This is a genomic window from Pseudomonas edaphica, assembly GCF_965277385.1.
Lineage (GTDB): Bacteria > Pseudomonadota > Gammaproteobacteria > Pseudomonadales > Pseudomonadaceae > Aquipseudomonas > Aquipseudomonas edaphica.
Map to the genome: position 1 here is coordinate 1,767,871 of NZ_OZ255725.1, position 24,544 is coordinate 1,792,414.

A 24,544-nucleotide genomic window follows, 5' to 3' on the forward strand; every position below is an offset into this window, starting at 1 on the left:
CACATTTGCTCAGCATTTCAGATCAGAGCTTTCTCTGAAACTGCAACACCACCTCCAACCCCCCGCCTTCCCGATTACTCAAACTCAACCGCCCCTCATGCGCCCGCGCAATCGTGTGCGCAATGCTTAGCCCCAACCCGTAACCGCCCGTGTCGGCATTGCGTGAGCCTTCGATGCGGTAAAACGGTTCCATCACCTGCTCCAGTTGCTCCTGGGGAATCCCTGGGCCACGGTCACTGATGACGATTTTCAAACTGTCCACCTGATCCTCAACCCGCACCACCACTTCTCGGCCATAACGCACCGCATTTTCCAGCAGGTTCTGCACGCAACGCTTGAGGCTGCGTGCATAGCCCGGCAGCGGTTGCCGGGCGCGACCGACAATGGTCACGCTTTCGCCCACGTCTTCAAGGTCGGCCTGCAGGCTTTGCAGCAAGGCATTGATGTCGATGTTCTGCCGCGTCTCGTTGATTTCGCCGCTGCTGACAAAATCCAGGGTGCTGGACACCATGTGTTCCATTTCTTCCAGGTCACTGCGAAACCGCTCCTTGGTGCGCGTGCCTTCGAGCATTTCGGTGCGCAGGCGCAGGCGTGTGATCGGCGAGCGCAGGTCGTGGGAAATCGCCGCCAGAAAGCGCGTGCGCTCGGCAATATTGGCTATCAGCCGTTGCTGCATCGCATTAAACGCCTGGGCGGCGCGGCGCACTTCGGTGGGGCCGTCCAACGCTAACGGCGGGCGCTGGATATCCCGGCCCAGGGCTTCGGCGGCCTTGGCCAAGGCATTGAGCGGGCGGATGGCCAGGCGCACCGCCACCAACGCGATGATCACCAGCACCAGCACGCGCAGCAAATAGATGCGCATCACGTAGTCGAACAGCAAGTCCAGCGGCGACGTGCTGGTCCAGCCCTGCTCCTCACTGGCGTCCACCTGCAACCAGCGCCCATCGGGCAGGCGCAGGTCGATCAGGAACTGCCCGATGACCGGCTTGGAACTGAGCAGGGTCGAGAGCCCGGCGCCTTGCCCTTCGCCATCAACCAGAGACAGGCGCAGCAACATCAGGGTCTGGGCAGAACCGGTTTTCTCCGTCAGCACCTGCTTGATCAGCCGCTCGGTGGGCCGGTCACTGTCGGTCAACGTGCTCGGCGTGTTGCTGGCCTGATCGCTTAAGGTCAGCTGAAAATGCGGCGTATTGAGCAGTTTGATCAACTGGTCGGCCTGCTGCGGGTCGCTGTGTACCAGGCGCACCACGTCTGCCAGGCGTGTGGCGATCAACCGCGCAGGAATCTCCAGCACCTGGCCATGCCGACGGTCGTACCAGATGCTGCTGGTCAGCGCCTGGGCCGCGAGCATGCCGCTGACCAGAATCAGCACCAGCCGCCCGAACAGCGAACGCGGCAGCAGTCTCACGACTCCAGCACCACATCATCGGCGGTCAGCATGTAACCCTCATTGCGCACGGTTTTGATCAGCCCCACCGGCAGCTGCGAGCGCAGGCGGCTGACACACACGTCGATGGAGCGGTCGAACGGCGTGCTGTCCTTGTCGAACACATGGTTGAGCAAAAAGTCGCGACTCAACGGCCGGTTGGGGTGCTGCAACAGCAGGCGCAGCACACGGTAATCCGAGTTGCCCAGGCTCACCACCACGCCCTCGGGCGTGAGCAATTGCCGCGCCCGTGTGTCGAGCTGCCAGCCGGCAAAACGAATACTCGGTGCTTCATCCAGGCGTGCTCGATCGGGAAAGCTCTGCACCCGGCGCAACACCACCTTGATTCGCACCAGCAACTCACGCGGGTCGAACGGCTTGGGCAGGTAGTCGTCGGCGCCGATTTCCAGGCCGACGATGCGGTCGATCAACGAGCCTTTGGCGGTGAGCATCACCACCGGCGTGTTGGAACTGACGCGCAGTTCGCGGCACAGGCTCAAGCCGTCTTCGCCAGGCAGCATCAGGTCAAGCACGATCAGGTCGATCACATTCAGCGCCAGGCGGCGGCGCATTTCCTTGCCGTCGGCGGCGGTGGACACCTGAAACCCCGCGTCACTCAAGTAGTCGCAAAGCAACTGACGGATTTGCGGGTCATCATCAACGATCAGCAGGTGGTCAAGCTTGGCCATGGGCAGTCAATCCGAAAACTCAAAACGCAGGAGATAGCCGAAAGTTCATCCAGCGATACACGCAAATGTAATGGAATGTTGTGGGAAACCATAATCACGCATCAGCGATACAAAGCCAGGGCATGGCAGGCGGAATCGCTCTTTAGACTACCGAACCTAAATGAGAGTAATTGTAATTTAGACTCGGATCATCACCTATGTCATTGCCCACGCCCCAACGTCACACGCTGCACACAACCCTGGCACCGATGTTCGGTTTCCTCGCCGCCGGCAGTGTTGCGCCGACCGCCTGGGCCGATGCGCCGGCCGCCACGCCGAATGATTCGGTGGTAAGCCTGCCGCAAATCAAGGTCGACGGCCAGGAAGCCACCTCCACCTTCAAAGTCGACCGCGTGACCTCCGCCAAAATCAGCCAGCCGCTGCTCGACGCCCCGCAAAGCGTGACCATCGTGCCGCAGCAGGTGCTCAAGGAGCAGAACGCGCAGACCTTGCAGGAAGTGTTGCGCAACGTGCCCGGCATCACCTTCATGTCCGGCGAAGGCAACCTGGGCTGGGGCGATCTGTTTTCGATTCGCGGTTTTTCCTCCGAGCAAAGCCTGACCGTCGACGGCGTGCGCGACGCGGGCATGTCCACACGCACCGACACTTTCAACCTGCAACAGGCCGAAGTGTTCAAGGGCACGGGTTCGATCGAGTCCGGCGTTTCCGCCGTGGGCGGCAGCGTCAACCTGGTGAGCAAAGAAGCGCACCTGGGCGATGCCAACAAGGTGTCCGCCGGGATCGGCACCGACAGCTACCGTCGCCTCACCGCCGACCTCAATAAACAGCTGACCAACACCACCGCCGTACGTATCAACCTGATGAAGCACTACAACCAAGTGGCCGACCGCGACGACGTGGACTACGACCGCTGGGGCATCGCCACCTCATTCGGCTTCGGCCTGGGCACCGACACGCGCTTTTTCGTCGACACCTTTTACCAGAAAGACACCAATACGCCGGACGGCGGCGTGCCGATCCAGCGTGGCACCGACGGCCACCGCATGCCTGGCGTCAAACGCTCCGACTGGTACGGCGACTCCAGCCTTTATACCCAGGAGAACGAAACCACCTCGCTGACCGCCCGCTTCGAGCATGATTTTGACTGGCACGACGCCTACCTGCGCAACCAGACGCGCTGGGAACGCAGCGACAACTTCGCCGTGCTGTCGCCAGCACGCTTCTTCGTCGCCGATGCCAGCGGTAAAAAAACCTGCACCGGCGCCCGCTGTGCGACCTTGGGCTACACCGGCGTAGGGCCTATCAGCCAAGTGCCCGGCAGCATGGTGAATGCCTACACCGACTACGTGAACAACAGCAACACCGGCTACGGCATCCTGCGGGGCAGCGATTTTGGCCTGTCCAAGCGCTACACCATCCTGGATAACCAGACCGACTTCAGCTTCACGTTCAACACCGGCAGCCTGCAGCACGCCGTGGTCAGCGGCCTGGAGTTCTATCACGAGACCTACGGCGGCCTGAAACGCAACGCCGAAGTGCCGGCCGGCGATCTGTTCTTCAACATGAACGACCCCAGCCACAGCTTCGCCAGCACCTACGTGACCAAAGGCGAAGGCGACCCGCGCTCGGTGATCGATAACGCCGGCATCTACGCGGGCGACACCGTCACCCTCAACGAGCAATGGCAAGTGCTCGGCTCGCTGCGCTACGACAACTGGCGCGCGCAAACCAGCCAGCGCGGCCAGGCCGACATCAGCAGCACCGACGGCGCAGTGAGCGGTCGCGTCGGCGCGGTGTACAAGCCATTGCCGAACGGCAGCATTTACGTGTCCTACAGCGAGGCGGCGCAACCGTCGGCGCTGGGCGCGTCCACCAACAACCAGATCTACGGCGCGTCCACCACCAGCAACTACAGCCCGGCCAAGTCGAAAACCTACGAGATCGGCACCAAGTGGGACATTGCCCACGACATGCTCAATGTCACGGCGGCGATCTTCCGCACCGAATTGGACAACGCCTGGGAATACCAGGACGGCGAATCCGCCCCGGTGCGCGCCCTGCCCGCCAAGCGTGTGGACGGCATCGAACTCGGCCTGCAAGGCAACATCACCCCGCGCTGGACCGTCTACACCGGCTTCTCGGCGCTCAAAAGCACGCAGACCAAAGGTATCAATAAAGGTGCGGAAGCCAAGAACGTCCCCGACCTGACCGCCAACCTGTGGACCACCTACGCCGTCACCGACGCCCTGAGCCTCAGCTACGGCGAGCAATACGTGGGCCGTCGCCGCTACAGCGACAACAAGGATGTCGGCGGTTTGAACAACAACAGCAGCTACGCCAACGGCCCGTCCGGCGTGTATGCGATCTACACCCGCGACCACGAAAAAGCCCCGGGTTACTGGCTGAGCAACCTGGCGGCGCAATACAAGGTGAACAAGGACACCACGGTCAACCTCAACCTCAACAATGTGTTCAACACGTTCTACTACAGCCAGGTTGGCGCGTCCCTTGACGGCTTCCAGCTCTACGGCATCCCAGGTGCCGGTCGCACGCTCACCGCCAGTGTCGATTATGAATTCTGATTGCCCCTCACCCGGAGTCCTTTCCATGTTCAAACCTCGTAACGTGCTTAAGCTCGGCGTGCTGTGCGCCGCGCTGGTCCTCGGCCACGCCGAAACTGCCGCTGCCCATGAAGTCACCGACGTGTTGGGCCGCAAGGTCGAGGTCAAAGACCACGTCAAACGTGTGGTGCTGGGCGAAGGCCGCTTGATTTCGGCGTTTGCCTTGCTCGACAAGGACGCGCCGTTCCAGCGCATCGTCGGCTGGCAGAACGATTTGAAGCTGCTGGACCAGCACACTTACAACGCCTATGTGGCGAAGTTTCCTACGGTGAAAGACATCCCGTTGATCGGGCAAGCGTCGGAGCAGAGTGTCAGTGCTGAGGAGATTCTCTCGCTGAAACCGGATCTGGCGGTGTTCAGCATTTCCGGCCACGGCCCGACCGAACACAGCGCGGTGGCAGACGTGCTGGCCAAAGCCGGCATCCCGGTGTTGTTCGTCGACTTTCGCATCAACCCGGTGCAAGGCACCCACACCAGCATGAACGCGCTGGGCCAGGCCTTGGGCCGTGAAGCCCAGGCCAAGGCGTTTCTGGGTTTCTATGACCAGCACATCAAGGCCATCACCGACGCCGTTGCCACCTTGCCTGCCGGCCCGCGCCCGAGTGTGTTCCTCGAATTACTGGCCGGTGCCTGGCAGGCGCCGGGGCACACCACCGGCAAAAGCGGCATGGGTGAAGTGATCAAGCTGGTCGGCGGGCGCAATATCGCCGCCGAGGTGGTGCCGGGTGCGCTGGGGGATATCAGCGTTGAATACGCGCTCAAGGCCGACCCGGATGTGTACGTGGCCACCGGCAACCACAAGCCTGGGCTGATTCTCGGCGCTGGCGTGAGCACCGATGAAGCCCGTGAGGCGTTTGATCGGGTATTGGCGCGGCCGGAGTTCGCCAGCCTCCGTGCCATCCGCGAAGGCAATGCCCACGGCCTGTGGCACGATTTCTACAACTCGCCGTACAACCTGCTGGCGATTGAAGTATTGGCCAAATGGGTACACCCGGAACTGTTCACCAAGCTCGACCCGCAAGCGACTATGGAACAGATCAACCAGCAGTTTTTGGGGATGCCGTTGCAGGGTGCTTATTGGATTGACGCCAGAACCAAGTAACCCCAATCGCCATGCACAAATGCAGGAATGCAGGAATGCAGGAATGCAGGAATGCAGTCAGTGTGGGAGCTGGCTTGCCTGCGATAGCGGTGTGTCAGTCACTGAATTAATCGACTGGCACACCGCTATCGCAGGCAAGCCAGCTCCCACATGTGGATTTTCGTTGTTTTCAACATTGTGTGAGCCCCCATGACCACTCAAACCCTCGACCTTGCCAGCGCCACTCACGGCTATCGCCGTTTGCTGGCCCGGCGTGCCTGGCTGCTGGCGCTGCTCGGCATCGCGCTGGTCTGCGCCATTCTGGTGGACCTGGCCAGCGGCCCGTCGGGCATGGGCCTGCTGGCGTTGCTCGACGGCATCCTGCATCCGTCGCACCTGAGCACCACCGACCAGGTGATCATCTGGAACGTGCGCCTGCCCTACGCGCTGATGGCGGTGCTGGTGGGTTGCGCGCTGTCTCTGGCCGGGGCCGAGATGCAGGCGATCCTCAATAACCCGCTGGCCAGCCCGTTTACGTTGGGCGTGTCGTCGGCGGCGGCCTTGGGCGCCTCGCTGGTCATCGTGTTTCCGGTGACCACGCTGTGGGTGTCGGCCAACACCGCGATTTCCATCTCGGCGTTTATCTTTGCCGCCGCCTCGGTGTTTTTGCTGCAAGCCATGTCACGCCTGCGCGGTGCGGGCGTGGAAAGCCTGGTGCTGTTCGGCATCGCACTGGTGTTCAGTTGCAACGCCGTGGTGGCTTTGCTGCAACTGGTGGCCACCGAAGACGTGCTGCAACAATTGGTGTTCTGGACCTTGGGCAGCGTGACCCGCGCCAACTGGGACAAGCTCGGCATCCTCGCCTTTGTCGTTGCCGTGGTGCTGCCGTTTTCCTTCGCCGCCGCGCCGCGCCTGACCCTGCTGCGCATGGGCGAGGACCGCGCACAAAGCTTTGGCGTGGACGTGAAGCGCCTGCGGTTTTTCTCGTTGTTGCGCATCAGCCTGCTGTCGGCCACCGCCGTGGCGTTTGTAGGCACCATCGGCTTTATCGGCTTGGTAGGGCCGCATATCGCGCGGATTCTCGTGGGTGAAGACCAGCGTTTCCTCCTGCCCGCCAGTGCGTTGACCGGCGCCTTGCTGCTGGCGCTGTCGTCGATTGCCAGCAAACTGATCATGCCCGGCGTGATTGTGCCGGTGGGCATTGTCACCGCCTTGGTGGGCGTACCGATTTTTGTGGTGTTGGTGTTCAAGCGCGGGAGGCAGTTATGAGTGCGGGGTTATCGGTACACAACGCCACGGTCAGCTACGGGCGTCGGCAGATTGTGCATGAGCTGAGCTTGCCGACCCTGCCCCACGGCAGCCTCACCGCCTTGATCGGCCCTAATGGCGCGGGTAAATCCACGCTGCTGCGGGCCATTGCCGGGCTGGAAAAGATGCAAGGCGTAGTAAGGCTGGGTGACCTCGACCTGTCAGCCATGTCGGTGGCCGAGCGTGCGCGCCGCGTGACTTACATGCCGCAAAACCTGCCGCCGGGCCTGAGCCTCAGCGTGATGGAAAGCGTGATCGCCGCGCTACGTGTGGCCAATGTGGCCGGCATTCCATTGTCCAGCGAGGCCTGCCTGGGCGAAGCCTTCGAAGCGTTGCAGCGTATCGGCATCGCGCATTTGGCCGATCAACTGCTGAGCACGTTGTCCGGCGGCCAGCGCCAATTGGTCGGCCTCGCCCAGTTGATTGCGCGTCGCCCGCAAGTGATGCTGCTAGACGAACCCACCAGCGCGCTCGACCTTAATTACCAATTAAAAGTCATGGGCTGCGTGCGCACGCTGGTGCGCGAACACAATTTGATCGCCGTGGTGGTGCTGCACGATATCAACCTGGCTGCACGCTTCGCCGACCATATTGCCGTGCTGCGCCAGGGCAGGTTGTACGCCAGCGGCGTGGCGGATGAGGTGCTCGACCCGGCGTTGTTTGCCGAGGTCTATGGCGTACAGGTGCGCATTGAGCGGTGCTCGCAGCAGTCATTGCAGGTGTTGGTCGATGGGGCGGTGTGATTGGCTTCTAAGGTTAGACGCAAATGTTTGATTGAATTATTGCCCCTTGATCATCACCTATAGAGACAGGCATTCGCTCATTTGGAGAGCTTCATGATCGACCTGTACTACTGGACCACCCCCAACGGTCACAAAGTATCGCTGTTCCTGGAAGAAGCCGGTTTGCCCTACACGGTGCACCCGATCAACATTGGCCAGGGCGAGCAGTTCAAGCCGGACTTCCTGAAGATCGCTCCCAACAACCGCATCCCGGCCATCGTCGATCACAGCCCGACCGACGGCGGCGCGCCGATTTCGCTGTTCGAATCCGGCGCGATCTTGCTGTACCTCGCGGAAAAAACCGGCCAATTCATTCCAAAAGACCTGCGCGGCCGCCAGGAAGCGCTGCAATGGCTGTTCTGGCAAATGGGCGGGCTGGGGCCGATGGCGGGTCAGAATCATCACTTCAGCCAATTCGCACCGGAAAAGATTCCTTACGCGATCAAGCGCTATGTGGACGAAACCGCGCGCCTGTACGGCGTGTTGGACCGACGCCTGGCGGACCGCGCGTTCGTGGCGGGTGAGGACTACAGCATCGCCGACATGGCGATCTACCCGTGGATCGTTTCCCACAAGTGGCAGAGCCAGCGTCTGGAGGACTTCCCGCACGTGCAGCGCTGGTTCAACAGCATTAAGGAACGGCCGGCGACGGTGCGGGCGTATGAACTGGTGCAGAAAGTGAATCCGCCAAAATCCTGATCTATGTGGGAGCTGGCTTGCCTGCGATAGCATCACCTCGGTGTAACTGACACACCGAGGCGTCAGCATCGCAGGCAAGCCAGCTCCCACATTGTTCTCTACCGGTCTCAAGATCTCACGCTTAACCCAAACTCCTGCTTGCGTCGTTTCGCCGCGCTCACTAACGTAGCGCCTTTAATGACGCTACCCCCGCAGGAGCTTTGCCATGGCCTCGCCAGCCCTCTCACACTTTATCCCCCGGTTCGGCGTTGCCGCGGCAGTGGCCAGTGCTTTAAGCCTGGCCGGTTGCCAGCTCCAGAGCACCCAGGACACCCTGCCGCCGGTGGCCGGTGTGCAACCGATCAAGGGCCTGGCACAGAATGTGTCAGTGCGCCGCAATGCCCAGGGCATGCCGTTGATCGAAAGCAACACCTTCCATGACGCGCTGTTCAGCCTCGGTTATGTACATGCCAGCGACCGCATCACGCAGATGGTCACTTTGCGCCTGTTGGCCCAGGGCCGCCTGGCGGAGATGTCCGGCCCGCAAGTGCTGGATGTCGACCGTTTCATGCGCGCGGTCAACCTGAAAAAAAGCGCCGGCGAGCTGTATAACGCTTCGTCGCCGCGCCTCAAGCGCTTCTTTGAAGTGTATGCCCGTGGCGTCAACGCCTACCTGTTCCGCTACCGCGACAAGCTGCCGCCGGACCTGGCCCAGACCGGCTACAAGCCCGAGTACTGGAAGCCGGAAGATTCGGCGCTGCTGTTCTGCCTGCTGAATTTCAGCGAGTCGAGCAACCTGCAGGAAGAACTCTCGTCGCTGGTGCTGGCGCAGAAAGTCGGGGCCGACAAGCTCGCCTGGCTGACGCCGAGTGCGCCGGACGAGCCGATCCCGATGGACGAAGCCGACAAGCTCAAGGGCGTGAACCTCAGCCAGATCACCGGCCTTGCAGGGCTTGAAAGCGTCGGCCAGCAGTTGAACAGCCTCAACGCACTGGCCGTCACCACCTCTAACAACTGGGCCATCGGCCCGCAACGCAGCCGCAGTGGCAAAAGCCTGTTGGCCAGCGACCTGGCGGCCCAGCCACAAGCGCCATCGCCGTGGAACTACGTGCAGATCCGTGCCCCGAAATACCAGGCGGTCGGCGTCTCGATTGCCGGTTTGCCGACCCTGCTGTCCGGCTTCAACGGCAAAGTGGCGTGGAGCATGAGCGCGGTAAAAGGCGACACCCAGGACCTGTTCCTGGAGAAGGTCAAACGCCAAGGCAGCGCGTTGTACTACGAGAACAACGGCAAATGGCTACCGGCCGTCGTGCGCAACGAAACCTACTTCGCCAAGGGCCAGCGGCCGATTCGCGAAGTGGTGTACGAAACCCGCCACGGCGCCCTGCTCAACAGCAGCCAGGCACTCACCACCGGATTCGGCCTGGCCCTGCAAACCGCCGACCTCAAGGACGACAAGAGCCTGGACGCATTCTTCGACCTGTCCCGCGCCCAAAGCGCCGGCAAGGCCTCGGACGCAACCCGGGAAATCCGCGCCATCGCCCTCAACATGATCTTTGCCGACGCGAGCAGCATTGGCTGGCAAGTCACTGGCCGCTTCCCCAACCGTCGCGAAGGCGAAGGCCTGCTGCCCTCGCCGGGCTGGGACGCGCGCTTTGACTGGGACGGCTACGCCGACGCGATGCTGCACCCTTACGATCAGGACCCGGCCCAAGGCTGGATCGGCACGGCCAACCAGCGCACCGCGCCACGCGGTTATGGCATGCAGTTGTCCAATTCCTGGGACGCCCCGGAGCGCAGCGAGCGCCTGGCACAACTGGCCAACGCCGGCAAGCATGACAGCCGCAGCATGATCGCCATGCAGTACGACCAGACCACCACGTTTGCCGCCAAGCTCAAGACCATGTTCCAGGCGCCGGGTATGGCCCAGCCACTGAAACAGGCAATCGATGCGCTGCCGGCAGCCGAAGCTGTGAAGGCACGCGAAGCGCTCAGTCGCTTGATGGCGTTTGATGGCCGCCTGGCACCGACCTCCGCAGACGCGGCGATCTATGAGTTGTTCCTGCAGGAAAGCACCAAGCAGATCTTCCTCGACGAACTCGGCCCGGAAACCAGCGCCAGCTGGAAAGCCTTTGTCAGCAACGCCAACCTGTCCTATTCCGCCAACGCCGACCACCTGCTGGGCCGCGAAGACAGCCCCTTCTGGGACGACGTGCGCACCGCGCAAAAAGAAGACAAACCGGCGATCCTCGCCCGCAGCCTTGCCGCCGCCATCACCGCTGGCGACAGCCAATTGGGTGGCGATCACAAGGCCTGGCAGTGGGGCAAACTGCACACCACCACCTGGAAAAACACCAATGGCCAGGTGATCCGCGGGCCGTTTGCCAGTGGCGGCGACCACAACACCCTGAACCCGGCGCCGTACAGCTGGGGGCAGGATTTTGTCACCACCCAAGTGCCGGCGCTGCGCATGATCGTCGACTTCAGCCAAATCGAACCGATGATGGGTCAAGGTGGCATCGGCCAATCCGGCAACCCGGCCAGCCCGAGTTATGCGAACGGCATCGATGCGTCGCTCAAGGCGCAATACCTGAGCTTCCCGATGCAGCCGCAGAACTTTGACAAGGTGTACGGGAAAACCCGCTTGACCCTCACACCCGGCAAGTAACCCGGTTCCCGCTGAGGGAACCGGATAAAAATGTGGGAGCTGGCTTGCCTGCGATAACAGTGTGTCAGTCACTAATTAATCGACTGACACACCGCAATCGCAGGCAAGCCAGCTCCCACATTTGATCGCCTGCATTTAGATAGAACTTCTCAAGTCTCGCTCCCCTCATACCTGATAAGCCCACTGCCCCGGCACGCCCATGGACCTTGTCATCGCCCGCCCCGAAGGCCTCTATTGTACTGCGGGAGATTTCTACATCGACCCATGGCGCCCGGTGGACCGCGCCGTCATCACCCACGCCCATGGGGACCACGCCCGCACCGGCAACCAGCATTACCTGGCCGCCGCTCCCGGCGAAGGCATCCTGCGTTCGCGACTGGGCCAGGACATCAACCTGCAAACCCTGGCCTACGGCGAAAAACTCATACACCACGGCGTCACCCTGAGTTTCCATCCCGCCGGGCATGTGCTCGGTTCCGCGCAGGTGCGCCTGGAATACCTGGGCGAAGTCTGGGTAGCCTCCGGCGACTACAAAGTCGAACCCGATGGCACCTGTGCGCCCTTTGAGCCGGTGCGTTGCCACACCTTTATTACTGAATCCACCTTCGGCCTGCCGATTTACCGCTGGCAACCCCAGGCGCAGATTTTTGCCGGGATCAATGACTGGTGGCAGGCCAATATCGCGGTCGGCAAAGCCAGCGTGTTGTTTTGTTATTCCTTTGGCAAAGCCCAGCGCATCCTGCATGGCATCGACGCCAGCATCGGCCCGATTCTCAGCCATGGCGCGGTGGAACCGCTGAACCGCGTGTACCGCGAGGCCGGCATCTATATCCCCGAAACCTTATATGCCGGGGACTTCAAAAAGACTGACCCATTGCTGCGTCAGGCACTGATCATTGCGCCGCCGTCCGCCGGTGGCAGCAGTTGGATCAAGCGCTTCGGCGACTACAGCGACGCTTTCGCCAGCGGCTGGATGCGCCTGCGTGGCACGCGACGGCGGCGCGGTGTGGACCGAGGCTTTGTGCTCTCGGACCACGCCGATTGGCCCGGACTGCTGTGGGCCATCGAACAGACCGGCGCCGAACGGGTGATGGTCACCCATGGCTCTGTCGGCGTATTGGTGCGCCACTTGCGGGAAAAAGGCCTGGATGCCCAAGGTTTCACCACCGAATACGGCGATGACGAAGAAGAGGCCACGGCATGAAAGCCTTCGCCGAGCTGTACGCCAACCTCGACGCCACCACCTCCAGCAACGCCAAGCTGGCCGCGCTGCAAGCCTACTTCCGCCAGGCGCCACCCAAAGATGCGGCCTGGGCGGTGTATTTCCTCTCCGGCGGCCGACCTCGGCAATTGGTGCCGACCCGTCTGCTGCGCGACATGGCCACCGCAGCATCGGGCATAGAACCTTGGTTATTCGAAGAAAGTTACCAGTCGGTAGGCGACCTGGCCGAGACCATTTCCCTGTTGTTGCCCGAATCCTCCTATACCTCGGAAGACGGGCTGGCAGTGTGGCTGGAGGAAAAGCTGCTGCCCCTGCGTGGCCTGCCGCCGCTGGAATTGGCCGAACGCCTGCCGGCGTTATGGGCGCAGCTCGATCAGCCGAGCCTGATGGTGTGCATCAAATTGATCACCGGCAGTTTTCGTGTCGGCGTGTCCAAACTGCTGGTCACCCGCGCCCTCGCCGCCATGGCCGACCTGGACAGCAAACGTGTGGCACAACGCTTGGTGGGCTACACCGATTTGTCCAACCGGCCTACGGCCGAAGGCTACCTCAAGCTGATCGCCGCCGAATCGGCCGACGAGCATGCGCAACGCGGCGGTCAGCCGTATCCGTTTTTTCTGGCCCATGGGCTGGCGCAACCGGTGGAGCAGTTCGACGCCTTGCTCGGCGCACCCGCCGACTGGCAGGTGGAATGGAAGTGGGACGGCATTCGCGCGCAACTGGTCAAGCGCGACGGTCGCCTGTGGGTCTGGTCGCGCGGGGAAGAGCTGGTCACCGAGCGCTTCCCCGAACTGCACAGCCTGGTCAGCGGCCTGCCGGATGGCACGGTGATCGATGGCGAAATTGTCGTGTGGAAAGACGCGGTGCAACCCTTCGCGCTGTTGCAACAGCGCATCGGCCGCAAAACCTTGAGCAAAAAGGTCCTGGAGGATGCGCCGGTCGCGGTCCTGGCCTATGACCTGCTGGAGCATCAGGGCGACGATTGGCGCAACCACACCCAGGCCAAGCGCCGCGTCCAGCTTGAGCAAGTGATTGCGCAGTGCAACCAGCCCGTGCTGTTGCCATCGCCCTTGCTGACGGGCAAGAGCTGGAAGGACCTGGCTGAGCAACGCGAAGACTCTCGCCGCCTCGGCGTGGAAGGCATGATGCTAAAAGCCCGCGATGGCCTGTACGGCGTGGGCCGCACCAAGGACATGGGCGTGTGGTGGAAGTGGAAAGTCGACCCGTTCAGTGTCGATGCCGTACTGATTTACGCCCAGCGCGGCCATGGCCGCCGCGCCAGTCTGTACAGCGACTACACCTTTGCAGTGTGGGACGGCCCGCCCGGCACTGAACGCACGCTGGTGCCATTCGCCAAGGCTTATTCAGGGCTGACTGACGAAGAAATGCGCAAGGTCGACGCCATCGTGCGCAAGACCACGGTGGAAAAATTCGGCCCGGTCAGCAGCGTGACGCCGAGCATGGTGTTTGAGCTGGGGTTTGAGGGGATTGCCTTGTCCAAACGCCACAAGAGCGGGATTGCCGTACGGTTTCCCAGGATGTTGCGGTGGCGGCAGGATAAGACAGTGGAAGAAGCCGACAACCTCGGCACGTTGCAGGATTTGTTGACCTGACCCCTTCCCCCCAAACACTGCAAAACCCTGTGGGAGCCGGGCTTGCCCGCGATGGCGGTGGGTCAGCTTAGAGAGATTGGGCAGACACACCGCTATCGCGGGCAAGCCCGCTCCAACATTTTGAATTTAATTTGCTTCAAAATGGTGCGCTGAATTTTCCATGCCCATTTTCGGGCATCTCCTACACTCACATCTCCCTTATCCCACCTTTTAAAACACTCATTCGGAACTATGGTGCAGAAATTGCTACTTGTGATCCGTCTGACACCGTTCAGTAACAGTCCTAACCGCGCCACAAGCGCTTATCTTGGTTTCCAGGGATTACATAATGAAAAAAGCATTGCTGACCCTTTCTGCACTGGCTCTGTGCATGGCTGCTGGTACCGCGCTGGCCAAGGAATACAAGGAATTGCGTTTTGGTGTCGATCCTTCCTACGCGCCATTCGAGTCCAAGGCCGCCGACGGCAGCCTGGTAGGCTTCGATATCGACCTGGGCAATGCGATCTGTGCCGAGCTGAAAGTGAAGTGCAAGTGGGTTGAAAGCGACTTCGACGGCATGATTCCAGGCCTCAACGCCAACAAGTTCGACGGCGTGATTTCCTCGATGACCGTGACCGAAGCCCGTGAAAAGGCGATCGATTTCTCCAGCGAGCTGTTCTCCGGCCCGACGTCCCTGGTGTTCAAAAAGGGCGCGAACTTCTCCACGCCTGAGTCCCTCAAGGGCAAATCCGTGGGCTACGAGCAAGGCACCATCCAGGAAGCCTACGCCAAGGCCGTGCTGGACAAAGCCGGTGTGACCACCAAGGCCTACGCCAACCAGGACCAGGTCTACGCCGACCTGACCTCAGGCCGCCTGGATGCTTCCGTACAGGACATGCTGCAAGCCGAACTGGGCTTTTTGAAGTCGCCAGCCGGCGCTGACTACGAAGTCAGCAAGGCCATCGATGACCCACTGCTGCCATCCAAAACTGCGGTCGGTATCAAAAAAGGTAACAAAGACCTCAAGGCCTTGCTCGATAAAGGTATCAAAGCGTTACACGATGATGGCACCTACGCCACCATCCAGAAGAAACACTTCGGCGACCTGAACCTCTACAGCGGTAAATAACACCCCGGCACCCACCGGTTTGCGGTGGGCGCTTTTTTATCGCCATTAGGTCCTGAATTCATGTTTGAAGATCTTTTGCAAACCCTGGGGCTGGGTGCCTTCAGCTTGAAGGGGTTCGGCCCGCTGTTGCTGCAAGGTACGTGGATGACCGTGAAACTGTCGGTCGCCTCCCTGGCCGTCAGCGTCCTGCTGGGCCTGCTCGGCGCCAGCGCCAAACTGTCCAGCGTCAGCCTGATCCGCATCCCCGCCCAGCTCTACACCACCTTGATTCGCGGCGTGCCCGACCTGGTGCTGATGCTGCTGATTTTCTACAGCCTGCAAATCTGGCTGACCGGCTTTACCGACTTTATGGAATGGGACTACATCGAGATCGACCCATTCAGCGCCGGGGTCATCACCCTGGGCTTCATCTATGGCGCCTATTTCACCGAGACCTTTCGCGGCGCGATCCTCGCCGTGCCGCGTGGCCAGCTGGAAGCGGCGACCGCCTACGGGCTCACGCGAGGGCAGCGGTTTCGCTTCGTGACCTTCCCGCAGATGATGCGTTTTGCCTTGCCGGGCATCGGCAACAACTGGATGGTGATGCTCAAGGCCACCGCGCTGGTGTCGATCATCGGTCTGGCGGACCTGGTCAAGGCCGCGCAGGATGCGGGCAAGAGTACTTATCAGCTGTTCTATTTTCTGGTCATCGCGGCGCTGATCTACCTGCTGATCACCAGTGCATCCAACGTCGTCCTGCGCTGGCTTGAGCGCCGCTACTCCGCTGGGTCCCGGGAGGCCGTGCGATGATCGAACTTATCCAGCAATACTGGCGGCCTTTCCTTTATAGCGACGGTCAGCACATCACCGGGCTGGCGATGACCATGTGGCTGCTCAGCGCGGCGCTGGTGATCGGCTTTCTGGTCTCGATTCCGCTGTCCATCGCCCGCGTTTCGCGCAAACGCTCCATACGCTGGCCGGTGCAGTTCTACACCTACCTGTTTCGTGGCACGCCGCTGTATATCCAACTGTTGATTTGCTACACCGGCATCTACAGCATCGCCGCCGTGCGCGCGCAACCGGTGCTGGATGCGTTCTTTCGCGATGCGATGAACTGCACCATTCTGGCCTTCGCCCTCAACACCTGCGCATACACCACGGAAATTTTCGCCGGCGCGATCCGCAGCATGGCTCATGGCGAAGTCGAAGCGGCCAAGGCTTACGGCCTGAGCGGTTGGAAGCTGTATGCCTATGTGATCATGCCCTCGGCCCTACGCCGCTCGCTGCCCTACTACAGCAACGAAGTGATCCTGATGCTGCACTCGACCACGGTGGCGTTTACCGCGACGGTGCCGGACATTCTCAAGGTGGCGCGGGATGCCAACTCGGCCACCTACATGACCTTTCAATCATTCGGCATCGCCGCGCTGATCTACCTGACCGTGACCTTCGCGCTGGTCGGGCTGTTTCGTCTGGCGGAACGTCGCTGGCTGGCCTTTCTCGGGCCGAGCCACTAAGGAGTCGTCATGCGTCATCAGGTGCATGAACTGATCGCGCCGGTGCCGGGCACGGCGCGGCAGGTTCACAGTTTCCACTTCGGCCCGGAACAGGCTGAAGGCAAGATCTATATCCAGTCATCACTGCATGCCGATGAGCTGCCGGGCATGCTGGTGGCCTGGCACCTGAAGCTGCGCCTGGCGGAGCTGGCGGCGGCTGGGCGCCTGCGCAGTGAGATCGTGCTGGTGCCCATCGCCAATCCGGTGGGACTTGAGCAGGTGTTGATGGACATTCCGTTGGGCCGCTACGAGCTGGAAAGCGGGCAAAATTTCAATCGCCTGTTTGTCGACCTCAGTGAGGAGGTCGGCAATCAGGTCGAAGACCTGCTGGGCGACGACCCCACGCACAACGTCGAGCTTATTCGCGACGCCCTGAGCCTGGCCCTTGCGGCGCAAACGCCTGCTACCCAGCTGCAATCCCAACGCCTGGTGTTGCAACGCCTGGCCTGCGATGCCGACATGGTGTTGGACCTGCATTGCGACTTCGAAGCCGTGGCGCACCTGTACACCACGCCCGAGGCCTGGCCGCAGGTGGAGCCGCTGGCGCGCTATATCGGCTCGGAAGCCAACTTGCTGGCGACCGACTCCGGCGGGCAGTCGTTCGACGAGTGCTTCACGCTGGTGTGGTGGCAGTTACAGCAACGCTTCGGCGAGCGCTTCCCGATCCCAATGGGCAGTTTTTCGGTGACCGTCGAACTGCGCGGCCAGGGCGACGTCAACCACGGCCTGGCGGCGCTGGATTGCCAGGCGATCATCGATTACCTGACTCACTTCGGTGCCATTAAAGGTGACGCGGCGCCCCTGCCCGAGCTGCCCTACCCGGCCACGCCGCTGGCGGGCGTGGAACCGGTGGCCACGCCGGTCGGCGGCTTGCTGGTGTTCAGCGCCCTGCCCGGTGAATACCTGGAAGCCGGGCAACTGATCGCCGAAATCATCGACCCCATTACTGACCGCGTAACGCCTGTGCACTGCAAACATGCCGGCCTGCTTTACGCCCGTTCGCTGCGGCGCATGGCCACTGCCGGCATGGTGATCAGCCATGTTGCAGGCACGCAAGCCTACCGCAGCGGCTACCTACTTTCGCCTTGAGGATGCACGCCCCATGTACAAATTGACCGTTGAAGGCCTGCATAAAAGCTATGGCGACAATGAAGTGCTCAAAGGTGTCTCGCTCAAGGCCAACACCGGTGATGTGATCAGCCTGATCGGCGCCAGCGGCTCGGGCAAAAGCACCTTTTTGCGCTGCATCAACTTTCTGGAAACGCCCAACGACGGCGCCATGACCCTAGATGGTCAGCAGATCCGCATGGTCAGCGATCGCCATGGCATGCGCGTGGCCGACGACGCCGAATTGCAACGCCTGCGTACGCGGCTGGCGATGGTGTTCCAGCACTTCAACCTGTGGAGCCATATGAGCGTGCTGGAAAACATCACCATGGCACCGCGCCGGGTACTGGGTTGCAGCAAGAAGGACGCCGAAGACCGTGCCCGTCGCTACCTGGATAAGGTCGGGCTGCCGGCACGCGTGGCCGATCAATACCCGGCGTTCCTTTCTGGTGGCCAACAGCAACGGGTGGCCATCGCCCGCGCCCTGGCCATGGAGCCGGAGGTGATGCTGTTTGACGAACCCACCTCGGCCCTCGACCCCGAACTGGTCGGCGAAGTGTTGAAAGTGATCCAGGGCCTGGCCGAGGAAGGCCGCACCATGATCATGGTCACCCACGAGATGAGCTTTGCGCGCAAGGTGTCGAACCAGGTGCTGTTCCTGCACAAGGGCCTGGTGGAAGAGCAAGGCACGCCCGAAGATGTGTTGGGCAACCCGAAGAGCGAGCGCCTGCAGCAATTTCTGAGCGGTAACTTGAAGTAAACCTTTGCGACGCCTGGAGGGTCTCTGACATAGAGCCTCCAGAGCGTCAGCTGCCGAATGGCAAAACCCCTCGATTTCGCCAAAACATGGTTTGCCACCAAGGGCTGGAAGCCGTTCGCCTTTCAAAAAGCCGTGTGGGCGGCGGTTAAAGACGGCCAATCAGGCCTGCTGCACGCCAGCACCGGCGCGGGTAAAACCTATGCGCTGTGGTTTGCCGCCCTCAACCGCTTCGCCGTCACTCGCCCGCCCGCCACCGGTAAACGCAAAGCGCCCGCTGAGCCACTGACGGTGTTGTGGATCACGCCCATGCGAGCTTTGGCCGCCGACACGGCGCGCGCCCTGGAGGCGCCACTGGCGGCACTGGAGATTCCATGGAGTGTCGGCCTGCGTACCGGCGACACCAGCAGCAGCGAACGCGCGCGCCAAACCCGGCGTCAGCCCACCGCGCTGGTGACCACCCCGGAAAGCCTGACATTGATGCTCGCGCGTGCCGACAGTGAGACCAGCCTGGCGCACCTGCGCATGGTGATCGTGGATGAGTGGCACGAACTGATCGGCAACAAGCGTGGCGTGCAACTGCAACTGGCGTTGGCGCGCTTGCGGCGCTGGCATCCGGATTTGATGGTGTGGGGGATTTCCGCGACCTTGGGCAATCAGTCCCACGCCCTTGAGGTTCTGGTCCCACAAGGCGGCGGGATCAATGTGCAGGGCCAAACGGCTAAAGAACTGAAGGTCGACACCTTGTTACCGCCGACCACCGAGCGATTTCCCTGGGCTGGGCATATCGGCTTGAAGATGCTCCCGCAGGTGGTGGCCGAAGTGGAGGCCAGCAGCAGTTGCCTGGTGTTTACCAATACGCGGGCACAGTCGGAGATCTGGTACCAGGCGTTGCTGGAGGCGCGTCCGGATTGGGCCGGCGTGATTGCCCTGCACCATGGCTCGCTGTCGCGTGAAACACGCGACTGGGTGGAGCGGGCCCTGAAAGACGGCCAGCTCAAGGCCGTGGTGTGTACCTCGAGCCTGGACCTGGGTGTGGATTTCCTGCCAGTGGAGCGCGTGCTGCAAATCGGCTCGGCCAAAGGCGTGGCGCGCCTGATGCAGCGCGCCGGCCGCTCTGGTCATGCGCCAGGCAGGCCATCACGGGTGACGTTGGTGCCAACCCATAGCCTGGAACTGGTGGAAGCCGCCGCCGCCCAGGACGCGATAGCGCAGCGGCGCATCGAAGCTCGCGAATCGCCCTACAAGCCATTGGATGTGCTCGTACAACACTTGGTGAGCATGGCCCTGGGCGGTGGTTTTACCCCGGATGCGCTGTTGGCGGAGGTGCGTGATGCCTGGGCTTATCGTGACCTGACTGACGCCGACTGGGCCTGGGCGCTGGGGTTTGTGCGCCATGGCGGCCTGTCGTTGACGGCCTATCCGGATTACCGCCGAGTGGAGCCCGATGAGCATGGCGTGTGGCGCGTGCCGGATGCACGCCTGGCGCGGCGTCATCGCATGAGCGTGGGCACTATCGTCAGCGATGCGAGTATCCAGTTGAAATTCTGGAGCAAGGGCGGCGGCGGCAAGAATCTGGGCAGTGTCGAGGAAGGTTTTATCGCCCGGCTCAAGCCTGGCGACGGTTTTTTGTTTGCAGGGCGTTTGCTGGAGTTGGTGCGTGTGGAAAACATGACCGCGTATGTACGGCGCAGCACCGCGAAAAAGGCGGCCGTGCCGCGCTGGAATGGCGGGCGCATGCCGCTATCCAATGAATTGGCGCAGGCGGTGGTCGAGCGCTTTGATGCAGCCGCCCACGGGCACTTCGATGGCCCGGAGATGCGGGCAGTGCAACCCCTGTTACAAACCCAGTTGCGCTGGTCTGGCCTGCCGACACGTGCGTACTTGCTGGCGGAAGCCCTGAAGTCGCGGGAAGGCTGGCACCTGTTTCTCTACCCGTTCGCCGGTCGCCAGGTGCATCTGGGGCTGGCGAGCCTGCTGGCGTGGCGGGTCAGCCAAGGCCAGCCGGTGACCTTTTCGATTGCGGTGAATGATTACGGGCTGGAACTATTGAGCGCTACGCCGGTGGACTGGCCGGTTGTGTTGAATCAAGCGTTGCTGAGCCCAACGAACTTACTGTTGGACGTGGCGGCCAGCTTGAATGCCGGTGAGCTGGCGCTGCGCCGCTTTCGCGAAATCGCCCGCATCGCCGGGCTGGTGTTTGCCGGTTACCCTGGCGCGCCGAAAAGCACACGGCAGGTGCAGGCTTCCAGCGGCTTGTTCTTTGAGGTGTTCAAACAATACGACCCAGAGAACCTTTTGCTGACCCAGGCCGGAGAAGAAGTCCTGCGTGATGAGTTGGATATTCGTCGGTTGGAAGAGACATTGCGTCATTTGTCGGCGCTGAAACTCGACCTGCACATGATCGAACGGCCGACGCCGCTGGCTTTTCCACTGCTGGTTGAGCGAATGCGCGAGAGCATGAGTTCGGAGAAGCTGTCCGAGCGTATTGCACGCATGGTCAAGGACCTGGAAAAAGTCGCGGATACCGGGAAACGTTGATGCATTATTTGCTGACGCTTGAGGGTGAGGAGTTGTGGCTGCTGGCGGAAAAGGCGATTTACTGGCCCGCCCGCCAGTGCCTGCTGATCGCCGATGCGCATTTTGGCAAGGCCTCGGCGTATCGCAGCCTCGGGCAACCGGTGCCGCAGGGCACCACTACCGACAACCTGCAGCGCCTGGACCGCCTGTTATCGGCCCTGCCGTGCACGCAGGTGATCTTTCTCGGTGACTTCCTGCACGGCCCGGGTTCGCACGCCAGCGGCACCCTGAGCGCCTTGAGAACCTGGCGCGAGCGCAATCACGCACTGAACCTGACCTTGATTCGCGGCAATCACGATAAACGCGCTGGCGACCCGCCTGCCGACTTGAGGATTGAAGTGGTGGCCGAGCCGCTATTGATGGGGCCGTTTGCATTGCAGCATGAGCCGGATGCCCACCCCAGCCAGCATGTGCTGGCCGGGCATGTGCATCCTGTGTACCGGTTGCGCGGCAAAGGTCGGCAGAGTTTGCGTTTGCCGTGCTTCCAGATCGGCTCGAAGATCAGCTTGCTGCCGGCGTTCGGAGCTTTTACCGGCGGTTACTCCGTAGAGAAAAGCGACGATCGGCGAGTATTTGTGATCGGCGATCAAGACGTATGGCCGGTGTGCTGAAGCGCCAGCCATGTCTTTTGATAAGTCAGGCGACAGGCGCGGGAGGCGGCTCATCGGGAAGGACTGGCTCACCGGGCTCGGTGGGCTGCTGCGGCCAATCTTCGTCAGGTTGGCCAGGGATGCCACCCGCATACGCTGGGTCGGCCATCAGGGACCAGGCCAGAACACCAATCTGGTTGGGTTCAAGCCGGGCGAGTTCGGCGCTGATTCGCGGGTCGATCTTCATAAAGTACTCCTCAAGCGTGGCTCGGCGCGTTTTGCACGCACCGAGGCAGTACACCCAATAGAGTCACTTCACGCAGACTAATTCCCTTTGCGTGTAAGACCTTTCGATCAAGCGCGTGGGAGAGTAACGCCACGCTGGCCCTGATACTTGCCGGCGCGGTCTTTATAGGACACTTCACAGGCTTCGTCGGACTGCAGGAACAGCATCTGCGCCACGCCTTCGTTGGCGTAGATCTTTGCCGGCAAGGTGGTGGTGTTGGAGAACTCCAGGGTCACGTGGCCTTCCCACTCCGGCTCAAGCGGCGTCACGTTAACGATGATGCCGCAGCGCGCGTAGGTGCTTTTACCCAGGCAGATGGTCAACACGTCACGTGGAATACGGAAGAATTCCACGGTGCGCGCCAGGGCAAAGGAGTTTGGCGGAATGATGCACACGTCGCTTTTAACGTCGACGAAGCTCTTTTCGTCGAAGTTTTTCGGATCGACGATCGCCGAGTTGATGTTGGTGAACACCTTGAATTCATCGGCACAGCGTACGTCGTAGCCGTAGCTGGAAACACCGTAGGAAATCACGGGAGCCGCGCCTTCGCCACGGATCTGGCGTTCAACGAAAGGTTCGATCATGCCGTGTTCTTGCGCCATGCGGCGAATCCACTTGTCCGATTTGATGCTCATGGCGGGTGTCCTGAATAGCGAGGTGGAAAAATTCTGTTGGGCATCTTACCGGGGCTGGCCCTGGGGTTCAAAGGGCGCAGGGCATTTGTTGATGAATGTGCAGCCGTCTATAAGCGGCAGCCAGCGGGGCCGGGCCCCACATTACAGTGCCAGGTGACTGTAAATACCACCGCCAGTCACGAAAATAGAGAAACCTTCGGAAATACCATTGGCACGTCCCGGAAAAAGGGTTAAGGTGGCGCCACTGTGCTGCTTGTGTCACTGAGAATCTCTACACGATATGTTGAATTTCGATCCAACCATCTCCAAGAATTTTTCCTGCTCTTTGCACTCAGTCTCGGCCAGGGCTTTTCCTGAGTCGCAGTTAACTTTGTCCAAGGAGATACACCATGTCTAATCGCCAAACTGGTACCGTTAAGTGGTTCAACGATGAAAAAGGCTTCGGCTTCATCACTCCACAATCCGGTGACGACCTGTTCGTTCACTTCAAAGCTATCCAATCCGACGGCTTCAAAAGCCTGAAAGAAGGCCAACAGGTTTCTTTCATCGCTACCCGCGGTCAGAAAGGCATGCAAGCTGAAGAAGTTCAAGTTATCTAACTTGTACTGACTTAGTCGAAAAAACCCCGCCCTTAAAAGCGGGGTTTTTTTATGCCTGGGATTTAGTCCCGGCCCCCAGGTAATACCAGGCACAAAAAAATGTGGGAGCGAGCTTTATGTGGGAGCTGGCTTGCCTGCGATACTGACACCTCGGTGTATCAGGTACACCGAGGTGATGCTATCGCAGGCAAGCCAGCTCCCACACAAGCCCGCTCCCACACTTTGTACTGCGTCTTTATTGGAACAACGACTCACTCGACAAGCCGTTCTTCTCGAGGATCTCACGCAAGCGCTTGAGGCCCTCCACCTGAATCTGCCGCACCCGCTCACGGGTCAAGCCGATCTCCAGGCCTACATCCTCCAGGGTGCTGCTCTCATGGCCGCGCAAGCCGAAGCGGCGAATCACCACCTCGCGCTGCTTGTCCGTGAGTTCGGACAGCCACTGGTCAATGCTTTGGGAAAGATCATCGTCCTGCAACAGCTCACAAGGATCTGTCGGGCGATCATCTGTCAGGGTGTCCAGCAGGGTTTTATCCGAATCCGGACCCAGCGAGACATCGACCGAAGACACGCGCTCGTTCAAGCCGAGCATGCGTTTAACCTCGCCCACTGGCTTTTCCAGCAGGTTGGCGATTTCTTCAGGCGAGGGTTCATGATCGAGTTTTTGTGTCAGCTCACGTGCCGCCCGCAGGTAGACGTTGAGCTCCTTGACCACATGGATCGGCAACCGGATCGTACGGGTCTGATTCATGATCGCCCGTTCGATGGTCTGGCGAATCCACCAGGTGGCATAGGTAGAGAAGCGGAAGCCCCGCTCAGGGTCGAACTTCTCCACTGCCCGGATCAAGCCCAGGTTGCCCTCCTCGATCAGGTCCAACAGCGACAGGCCACGATTGACGTAGCGTCGGGCGATTTTCACCACCAGCCGCAAGTTACTTTCAATCATGCGCTTGCGCCCAGCCGGATCGCCCTTTTGCGACAAGCGCGCAAAATGGACTTCTTCTTCGGGAGTCAGCAAAGGGGAAAAGCCAATTTCATTGAGGTACAACTGCGTAGCGTCGAGCGCCCGCGTGTAGTCAATGTACTTGTGCTGCTTTAACGCGGTGGCGTTTTTGGATTTGGTGCGAACTGAAGGTTTAGCAGCTCCTTCATCATTCGACATCGATTCCTTTTCGGTGAGGATCTCCATTTCAAGGAGAACCTCATCGTCGATGTCAAACTCCGGCGCTTCTTTACTGAGAGCCATTGTTATAGTCCTT

21 protein-coding genes are annotated in these 24,544 nt (G+C 60.9%); 16 read left to right on the forward strand and 5 right to left on the reverse strand.

Annotated features, from left to right (window positions below; all coding sequences use genetic code 11):
* Nucleotides 1–22: 22 nt before the first annotated feature.
* A complete protein-coding gene (locus ACQY47_RS07990) occupies nucleotides 23–1,408 on the reverse strand; it encodes an ATP-binding protein (RefSeq protein WP_428556826.1) in 1,386 nt (461 codons plus the stop codon).
* Nucleotides 1,405–2,115: a response regulator gene (locus ACQY47_RS07995; protein WP_017137182.1), complete on the reverse strand. Its 711-nt coding sequence runs from the start codon at nucleotides 2,113–2,115 to the stop codon at nucleotides 1,405–1,407. Before ACQY47_RS07995 ends, ACQY47_RS07990 begins: the two co-directional genes overlap by 4 nt.
* A 197-nt stretch (nucleotides 2,116–2,312) precedes the next feature.
* Between ACQY47_RS07995 and ACQY47_RS08000 the strand changes: the two genes are divergently transcribed.
* The 15 genes from ACQY47_RS08000 to pdeM all read left to right on the forward strand — a co-directional run bounded on the left by ACQY47_RS08000 (nucleotide 2,313) and on the right by pdeM (nucleotide 21,786).
* The gene (locus ACQY47_RS08000) at nucleotides 2,313–4,697 is read left to right on the forward strand and encodes a TonB-dependent receptor (protein ID WP_428556829.1); all 2,385 of its coding nucleotides are present in this window, start codon (nucleotides 2,313–2,315) and stop codon (nucleotides 4,695–4,697) included.
* A 25-nt stretch (nucleotides 4,698–4,722) separates the two neighbouring features.
* Nucleotides 4,723–5,838: an ABC transporter substrate-binding protein gene (locus ACQY47_RS08005; RefSeq protein WP_428556831.1), complete on the forward strand. Its 1,116-nt coding sequence runs from the start codon at nucleotides 4,723–4,725 to the stop codon at nucleotides 5,836–5,838.
* 189 nt (nucleotides 5,839–6,027) lie between these two features.
* On the forward strand, nucleotides 6,028–7,086 hold the full coding sequence (locus ACQY47_RS08010; RefSeq protein WP_428556833.1) for a FecCD family ABC transporter permease: 1,059 nt from the start codon (nucleotides 6,028–6,030) through the stop codon (nucleotides 7,084–7,086).
* Nucleotides 7,083–7,868 carry an ABC transporter ATP-binding protein gene (locus ACQY47_RS08015; protein ID WP_138453526.1) on the forward strand — a complete coding sequence of 262 codons (786 nt, stop codon included), beginning with the start codon at nucleotides 7,083–7,085 and terminating at the stop codon, nucleotides 7,866–7,868. The genes ACQY47_RS08010 and ACQY47_RS08015 overlap by 4 nt, the downstream gene beginning before the upstream one ends.
* A gap of 93 nt (nucleotides 7,869–7,961) precedes the next feature.
* Complete coding sequence (locus ACQY47_RS08020) at nucleotides 7,962–8,606, forward strand: glutathione binding-like protein (RefSeq protein ID WP_170036474.1); 645 nt, start codon at nucleotides 7,962–7,964, stop codon at nucleotides 8,604–8,606.
* A gap of 205 nt (nucleotides 8,607–8,811) precedes the next feature.
* Nucleotides 8,812–11,253: a penicillin acylase family protein gene (locus ACQY47_RS08025; RefSeq protein WP_428556836.1), complete on the forward strand. Its 2,442-nt coding sequence runs from the start codon at nucleotides 8,812–8,814 to the stop codon at nucleotides 11,251–11,253.
* A gap of 199 nt (nucleotides 11,254–11,452) precedes the next feature.
* Nucleotides 11,453–12,457, forward strand: a complete 1,005-nt coding sequence (locus ACQY47_RS08030) for a ligase-associated DNA damage response exonuclease (RefSeq protein WP_428556837.1) — start codon at nucleotides 11,453–11,455, stop codon at nucleotides 12,455–12,457.
* The gene (locus ACQY47_RS08035; protein WP_428556839.1) at nucleotides 12,454–14,088 is read left to right on the forward strand and encodes an ATP-dependent DNA ligase; all 1,635 of its coding nucleotides are present in this window, start codon (nucleotides 12,454–12,456) and stop codon (nucleotides 14,086–14,088) included. The genes ACQY47_RS08030 and ACQY47_RS08035 overlap by 4 nt, the downstream gene beginning before the upstream one ends.
* 328 nt (nucleotides 14,089–14,416) lie before the next feature.
* Nucleotides 14,417–15,196: a transporter substrate-binding domain-containing protein gene (locus tag ACQY47_RS08040; protein ID WP_017137173.1), complete on the forward strand. Its 780-nt coding sequence runs from the start codon at nucleotides 14,417–14,419 to the stop codon at nucleotides 15,194–15,196.
* 60 nt (nucleotides 15,197–15,256) lie between these two features.
* Nucleotides 15,257–15,985 (forward strand): ABC transporter permease, encoded by a 729-nt coding sequence (locus ACQY47_RS08045; RefSeq protein WP_017137172.1) that lies wholly within the window; start codon nucleotides 15,257–15,259, stop codon nucleotides 15,983–15,985.
* Entirely contained in the window at nucleotides 15,982–16,692 is a 711-nt protein-coding gene (locus ACQY47_RS08050) for an ABC transporter permease (protein ID WP_017137171.1), read from the forward strand. The genes ACQY47_RS08045 and ACQY47_RS08050 overlap by 4 nt, the downstream gene beginning before the upstream one ends.
* 9 nt (nucleotides 16,693–16,701) lie before the next feature.
* The gene (locus tag ACQY47_RS08055) at nucleotides 16,702–17,820 is read left to right on the forward strand and encodes a succinylglutamate desuccinylase/aspartoacylase family protein (protein ID WP_428556842.1); all 1,119 of its coding nucleotides are present in this window, start codon (nucleotides 16,702–16,704) and stop codon (nucleotides 17,818–17,820) included.
* A gap of 13 nt (nucleotides 17,821–17,833) precedes the next feature.
* A complete protein-coding gene (locus ACQY47_RS08060) occupies nucleotides 17,834–18,598 on the forward strand; it encodes an ABC transporter ATP-binding protein (protein WP_017137170.1) in 765 nt (254 codons plus the stop codon).
* Nucleotides 18,599–18,655: 57 nt separating this feature from the next.
* Nucleotides 18,656–21,136 carry a ligase-associated DNA damage response DEXH box helicase gene (locus ACQY47_RS08065; RefSeq protein WP_428556845.1) on the forward strand — a complete coding sequence of 827 codons (2,481 nt, stop codon included), beginning with the start codon at nucleotides 18,656–18,658 and terminating at the stop codon, nucleotides 21,134–21,136.
* Nucleotides 21,136–21,786, forward strand: a complete 651-nt coding sequence (gene pdeM, locus ACQY47_RS08070) for a ligase-associated DNA damage response endonuclease PdeM (protein WP_428556847.1) — start codon at nucleotides 21,136–21,138, stop codon at nucleotides 21,784–21,786. The genes ACQY47_RS08065 and pdeM overlap by 1 nt, the downstream gene beginning before the upstream one ends.
* Before the next feature lie 25 nt (nucleotides 21,787–21,811).
* Here the strand turns inward: pdeM and ACQY47_RS08075 are convergent, their stop codons facing one another.
* Both ACQY47_RS08075 and dcd read right to left on the reverse strand, forming a co-directional pair.
* The gene (locus tag ACQY47_RS08075) at nucleotides 21,812–22,012 is read right to left on the reverse strand and encodes a hypothetical protein (RefSeq protein ID WP_017137167.1); all 201 of its coding nucleotides are present in this window, start codon (nucleotides 22,010–22,012) and stop codon (nucleotides 21,812–21,814) included.
* 107 nt (nucleotides 22,013–22,119) lie between these two features.
* Nucleotides 22,120–22,686 carry a dCTP deaminase gene (gene dcd / locus ACQY47_RS08080; protein ID WP_017137166.1) on the reverse strand — a complete coding sequence of 189 codons (567 nt, stop codon included), beginning with the start codon at nucleotides 22,684–22,686 and terminating at the stop codon, nucleotides 22,120–22,122.
* A gap of 389 nt (nucleotides 22,687–23,075) precedes the next feature.
* Between dcd and ACQY47_RS08085 the strand changes: the two genes are divergently transcribed.
* Nucleotides 23,076–23,285, forward strand: coding sequence for a cold-shock protein (locus ACQY47_RS08085; protein ID WP_002554837.1), 210 nt, complete (start codon nucleotides 23,076–23,078; stop codon nucleotides 23,283–23,285).
* A 235-nt stretch (nucleotides 23,286–23,520) separates the two neighbouring features.
* On the opposite strand, the gene rpoS is transcribed toward ACQY47_RS08085, so the two are convergent.
* Complete coding sequence (gene rpoS, locus ACQY47_RS08090) at nucleotides 23,521–24,531, reverse strand: RNA polymerase sigma factor RpoS (RefSeq protein WP_017137165.1); 1,011 nt, start codon at nucleotides 24,529–24,531, stop codon at nucleotides 23,521–23,523.
* Between the last annotated feature and the right edge of the window lie 13 nt (nucleotides 24,532–24,544).

Excerpts from the sequence above, each read along its gene's own strand:
- ACQY47_RS08045 (WP_017137172.1), top strand. The coding sequence starts at position 15,257 with ATGTTTGAAGATCTTTTGCAAACCCTGGGGCTGGGTGCCTTCAGCTTG.
- ACQY47_RS08010 (WP_428556833.1), top strand. The coding sequence starts at position 6,028 with ATGACCACTCAAACCCTCGACCTTGCCAGCGCCACTCACGGCTATCGC.
- ACQY47_RS08000 (WP_428556829.1), top strand. The coding sequence starts at position 2,313 with ATGTCATTGCCCACGCCCCAACGTCACACGCTGCACACAACCCTGGCA.
- ACQY47_RS08060 (WP_017137170.1), top strand. The coding sequence starts at position 17,834 with ATGTACAAATTGACCGTTGAAGGCCTGCATAAAAGCTATGGCGACAAT.
- ACQY47_RS08055 (WP_428556842.1), top strand. The coding sequence starts at position 16,702 with ATGCGTCATCAGGTGCATGAACTGATCGCGCCGGTGCCGGGCACGGCG.
- ACQY47_RS08075 (WP_017137167.1), bottom strand. The coding sequence starts at position 22,012 with ATGAAGATCGACCCGCGAATCAGCGCCGAACTCGCCCGGCTTGAACCC.
- ACQY47_RS08040 (WP_017137173.1), top strand. The coding sequence starts at position 14,417 with ATGAAAAAAGCATTGCTGACCCTTTCTGCACTGGCTCTGTGCATGGCT.
- ACQY47_RS08020 (WP_170036474.1), top strand. The coding sequence starts at position 7,962 with ATGATCGACCTGTACTACTGGACCACCCCCAACGGTCACAAAGTATCG.
- ACQY47_RS08015 (WP_138453526.1), top strand. The coding sequence starts at position 7,083 with ATGAGTGCGGGGTTATCGGTACACAACGCCACGGTCAGCTACGGGCGT.
- ACQY47_RS08025 (WP_428556836.1), top strand. The coding sequence starts at position 8,812 with ATGGCCTCGCCAGCCCTCTCACACTTTATCCCCCGGTTCGGCGTTGCC.
- ACQY47_RS08050 (WP_017137171.1), top strand. The coding sequence starts at position 15,982 with ATGATCGAACTTATCCAGCAATACTGGCGGCCTTTCCTTTATAGCGAC.
- dcd (WP_017137166.1), bottom strand. The coding sequence starts at position 22,686 with ATGAGCATCAAATCGGACAAGTGGATTCGCCGCATGGCGCAAGAACAC.
- ACQY47_RS08065 (WP_428556845.1), top strand. The coding sequence starts at position 18,656 with ATGGCAAAACCCCTCGATTTCGCCAAAACATGGTTTGCCACCAAGGGC.
- ACQY47_RS08005 (WP_428556831.1), top strand. The coding sequence starts at position 4,723 with ATGTTCAAACCTCGTAACGTGCTTAAGCTCGGCGTGCTGTGCGCCGCG.
- pdeM (WP_428556847.1), top strand. The coding sequence starts at position 21,136 with ATGCATTATTTGCTGACGCTTGAGGGTGAGGAGTTGTGGCTGCTGGCG.
- rpoS (WP_017137165.1), bottom strand. The coding sequence starts at position 24,531 with ATGGCTCTCAGTAAAGAAGCGCCGGAGTTTGACATCGACGATGAGGTT.
- ACQY47_RS08085 (WP_002554837.1), top strand. The coding sequence starts at position 23,076 with ATGTCTAATCGCCAAACTGGTACCGTTAAGTGGTTCAACGATGAAAAA.
- ACQY47_RS08035 (WP_428556839.1), top strand. The coding sequence starts at position 12,454 with ATGAAAGCCTTCGCCGAGCTGTACGCCAACCTCGACGCCACCACCTCC.
- ACQY47_RS08030 (WP_428556837.1), top strand. The coding sequence starts at position 11,453 with ATGGACCTTGTCATCGCCCGCCCCGAAGGCCTCTATTGTACTGCGGGA.
- ACQY47_RS07995 (WP_017137182.1), bottom strand. The coding sequence starts at position 2,115 with ATGGCCAAGCTTGACCACCTGCTGATCGTTGATGATGACCCGCAAATC.